Here is a 4,066-nt window from a genome sequence, read left to right as displayed (position 1 = left end):
GATCGAAAGCAATTTGGTCACAAACTCCCGGATTTATCCGCGGGATAAATTCCCTAATCTAAAATCTAAAATCTAAAATCTAAAATCGGATGACTCCTAACCCATTTGCCCAAGAACGCTTACTATTTGCCCCAGCAACCCCCGATGCTGATGCTATCCCGACTATTTTTGCTTTTCCCAATGAGTACACGGTTGGCATCACCAGTCTCGGCTATCAGATAGTGTGGGCAACTTTGGCTGTGCGATCGGATATTGAAGTGGGCCGTTTATTTACTGATATCCGCGAACAACTTCCCCGACATCCAGAATTACTGGGATTTTCGCTTTCTTGGGAACTAGACTATGTAAATATTCTCAATTTATTGGAATCTTTAGAAATTCCGATATGGGCATTAAAACGAACTGACAATCATCCGATCGTATTCGGGGGCGGCCCGGTTTTTACGGCTAATCCCGAACCTTTTGCAGATTTTTTTGATGTGATTTTGCTGGGAGATGGCGAACATCTTATTGACAATTTTATTGATGCTTGTAAACAAGTCCGTACCGCCGACAGATTAACTAAATTGCGGCATTTAGCCCAAGTTCCGGGAGTTTACGTCCCCAGTTTGTACGAAGTAACTTATCTGGATGCTGCTGAGGGAATTAAATCGATTCAGCCTGTCGATTCTGAAATTCCCAGTGTGGTTGAAAAACAGACTTATCGCGGCAATACTTTATCTGCTTCCACTGTGGTGACAGAAAAAGCGGCTTGGGAAAATATTTACATGGTGGAAGTGGTTCGGAGTTGTCCAGAAATGTGCCGTTTTTGTTTGGCAAGTTATCTGACTTTGCCGTTTAGAACTGCGAGTTTGGAGGATTCGTTAATTCCGGCGATCGATCGCGGTTTAGCTGTGACTAATCGCTTGGGTTTGTTGGGTGCTTCTGTCACTCAGCACCCGGAATTTGAAGCGTTGCTGGATCATTTGAATCATCCGAAATACGACGGCGTGCGGCTGAGTCTTTCTTCGGTACGGACGAATACGGTGACAGTTAAATTGGCAGAAATATTGACAAACAGAGACAGCAAATCTGTGACAATTGCGGTGGAAAGCGGGAGCGATCGCCTCCGCAAAATAGTTAACAAAAAACTCACAAATGACGAAATTATCCAAGCTGCCATCAATGCTAAAGCTGGCGGATTAAAGGGGATTAAACTTTACGGAATGGCGGGAATTCCCGGCGAAGAAATGGAGGATTTAGAGGAGACGGTGGCGATGATGCGGGCGATTAGAAAAGCCGCTCCCGGTTTGCGCTTGACTCTAGGATGCAGCACTTTTGTCCCTAAATCTCACACTCCTTTTCAGTGGTTTGGAGTGAATAAAGATGCGGAGAAGAGGCTGAAGTTTTTAGATAAAGAATTGCGTAAGTTAGGTTTAGAATTTAGACCTGAAAGCTATAACTGGTCTGTAATTCAGGGTTTGCTCTCTAGGGGCGATCGGCGGTTGTCTCGGCTGTTGGAATTAGTGCGGCATTACGGCGATACTTTGGGCAGTTATCGGCGGGCGTTTAAGGAGTTGCGGGGACAGTTGCCGGAGATGGATTTTTATGTTTTTCAAGAGTGGGAATTGGAACAGGTATTGCCTTGGAGTCATTTAAAAGGGCCGCTACCGGAGGCGACTTTGAAGAAGCATTTGGCTGAGGCGATGACTCATACAAAAAAATGTGAAAATTCACTAAGCCCCGTTTAGTAAATTAGATTATAATAGTCTCATGCGTGTCATTAGCCGAAAACGACTAAAAGAATTTTGGGAAACACACCCTAATGCTGAAACAAGTCTTTTGCTGTGGTATCAGCGTAGTTGTGATGCTGAATGGCAAAGTTTAGTAGATATGCGTAAAGTATTTCCTTCTGCTGACTTAGTAGGTAACTTTACGGTATTTAATATTGGTGGCAATAACTATCGGTTAATTGCTTTTATCGATTATGAATACCAGATAGTGTTTGTCCGCTGTGTTTTAACTCATGCAGAATATGATAAGGAGAACTGGAAAAATGACGACTGGTTTAAAAACTCCTAGTAGCTACTATATTGAGATTATCACGACTTTTCCACCGCGTCCAATTACTTGTGAAGCGGAGTTAATCGCTACACAAAATCGGATTGATTCTATTCTGAGTCGGAGCAATCTCACGCAAGACGATCGAGATTACTTAAACGTGTTGGGTACTCTTGTTTATGATTACGAACAAAAATCTGAGCCAATGCCTGTTTTGAAAGGTATTGCACTACTGAAAGCGTTGATGGTTGAAGACAATCTTCAAGAAAAAGATTTGATTGATATTTTTGAATCGGAGTCTTGGGTATCTGAGGTGATCGATCAAAAGCGGGAATTGACCGCGAGTCAAATTCAAAAGTTAGCTAAGTTTTTCCATCTTTCTCCTGTGGCATTTCTTGAGTATAATTAGTTACAAGCATACTGGGATGAGTAACGCACTATAATATAATTATGCCAGAAGTCCAACCGAAAGAAATTCAGCGCTACATAGCCTCAGATGGCAAAATTCCTTACGATCAGTGGTTTGATTCGCTCAGAGATATCAATGCTCAAGCTAAAATTGTATCTAGGCTGAACCGAATTGCTGATGGTAATTTAGGAGAGTATCGCTCCGTAGGGGAAGGCGTATGCGAAATCAAAATTAATTATGGGCCTGGCTACCGAATCTATTTTGGACAAATAGGAATGACAATTGTGATTCTCATCTGCGGAGGCGATAAAAGCACTCAAGACAGAGATATCCGGCAAGCTAAAGAATACTGGACAGATTATAGGAGTTAAGACAATGCCTAAAAGCCTACCTTATCATCCATTTTTGATTGAATCTCTTACAAAAAATCCCGAACTAGCAGCAGCCTATATAACGGCGACTATAGAGGAAATCGACCCGGAACCTGAATTGCTGAAACGAGCTCTGGGCGATGTAGCAGAAGCTCTCGGTCAACCGAAAATGACTCCTGAAGAATATGAATTGCACTTAAAAAAACTGGATAAATTGCTGTCGCAGCAAGGAAATGATGCGATTTACAATCTGGGAACTTGGCTGAATGCTTTGGGATTGAAACTAACTGTTGCTGTTTGTACTGATACAGAGGATAATGATGTTAATGCTGAAATTACGGCGCAATTAACTGTTTAGTAACATAAATAAAAATGCCTAATTTTAGATATTCATCCCTAATTAATTCTGCCGTTGAAACTGTCTGGAAATTTCACGAAAGGCCGGACATTCTGCAAATTTTGACTCCGCCTTGGCAACCGGTGAAAATCATTCGCCGCGAAGGGGGACTCGATGTGGGTGCTATATCAGAATTTCGCCTGTTATTGGGGCCGATTCCTGTAAAATGGGTGGCGACTCACACTGAGTGCGAACAATATCGCTTGTTTGTTGACGAACAAACTGAGGGCCCGATGGCACGTTGGACTCACCGACACGAGTTTACTGCTGAAAATGGCAAGACTAGATTGACAGATGCGATCGCATTTTCGATACCGGGCGGCCCGATTGTCGATTTGCTGTTAGGTTGGTGGGTAAAGATGCGGTTAACAGATATGTTTTGCTACCGCCACGAAGTGACAAAAAGAGAGTGCGAAAAAGATGCAAACAACGGCTGAATATTACTGTGCTTTCTGCGGCGAACCGAGTACAACTTTTGTTGATATCAGCGCCGGTACGGAGCAATCTTATATCGAAGATTGTCAAGTTTGCTGTCGCCCGAATGTTCTGTATGTCAGAATAGATGAAGATACCCTAGATATTGAAATAGATACTGACTATCAAGAATAGCAAAATAAATACTCGGCTTTGGACGCAATTCGGTAGGGACATAATAATATTTATTAGTGTCAGCTTAACGTCAAATGTAGTATCGATATGCTGTTTGACGACTAAACCCTAGATATCCGGGCGCCCCCCTTAAGCAGCGTGGATTAATTGTCAAAAAAAAATCGGCTCTCCTGACTTTATGGTGTATAATGTAACAAACACTACATTTATTATCATGGACTTTTATTTGGACTATATATT

General features: G+C 42.3%; 7 protein-coding genes. All 7 read left to right on the top strand.

Annotated elements, in window-relative coordinates; translation table 11 throughout:
* The first annotated feature begins 89 nt into the window (after window positions 1-89).
* Genes QUA56_RS13970 through QUA56_RS13940 form a run of 7 tightly spaced genes read left to right on the top strand, consistent with a single transcriptional unit; the run spans window position 90 to window position 3,826 of the window.
* Window positions 90-1,730 carry a radical SAM protein gene (locus tag QUA56_RS13970; protein ID WP_333358488.1) on the top strand — a complete coding sequence of 547 codons (1,641 nt, stop codon included), beginning with the start codon at window positions 90-92 and terminating at the stop codon, window positions 1,728-1,730.
* Between the two features lie 22 nt (window positions 1,731-1,752).
* Window positions 1,753-2,061 carry a type II toxin-antitoxin system HigB family toxin gene (locus QUA56_RS13965; protein ID WP_333358486.1) on the top strand — a complete coding sequence of 103 codons (309 nt, stop codon included), beginning with the start codon at window positions 1,753-1,755 and terminating at the stop codon, window positions 2,059-2,061.
* Complete coding sequence (locus QUA56_RS13960) at window positions 2,036-2,449, top strand: transcriptional regulator (RefSeq protein WP_333358484.1); 414 nt, start codon at window positions 2,036-2,038, stop codon at window positions 2,447-2,449. The genes QUA56_RS13965 and QUA56_RS13960 overlap by 26 nt, the downstream gene beginning before the upstream one ends.
* Before the next feature lie 41 nt (window positions 2,450-2,490).
* Window positions 2,491-2,820, top strand: a complete 330-nt coding sequence (locus QUA56_RS13955; protein WP_333358482.1) for a type II toxin-antitoxin system RelE/ParE family toxin — start codon at window positions 2,491-2,493, stop codon at window positions 2,818-2,820.
* A 4-nt stretch (window positions 2,821-2,824) separates the two neighbouring features.
* A complete protein-coding gene (locus QUA56_RS13950; RefSeq protein WP_333358480.1) occupies window positions 2,825-3,178 on the top strand; it encodes a transcriptional regulator in 354 nt (117 codons plus the stop codon).
* 14 nt (window positions 3,179-3,192) lie between these two features.
* A complete protein-coding gene (locus QUA56_RS13945) occupies window positions 3,193-3,654 on the top strand; it encodes an SRPBCC family protein (RefSeq protein WP_333358478.1) in 462 nt (153 codons plus the stop codon).
* A complete protein-coding gene (locus QUA56_RS13940; RefSeq protein WP_333358476.1) occupies window positions 3,638-3,826 on the top strand; it encodes a CPXCG motif-containing cysteine-rich protein in 189 nt (62 codons plus the stop codon). The genes QUA56_RS13945 and QUA56_RS13940 overlap by 17 nt, the downstream gene beginning before the upstream one ends.
* Window positions 3,827-4,066 lie beyond the last annotated feature (240 nt).

Origin of the sequence: Microcoleus sp. N3A4 (assembly GCF_036701805.1) — a bacterium.
In the GTDB taxonomy this organism is placed as follows: domain Bacteria; phylum Cyanobacteriota; class Cyanobacteriia; order Cyanobacteriales; family Microcoleaceae; genus Microcoleus.
This window is presented reverse-complemented; position numbering and strand designations above follow the sequence as displayed.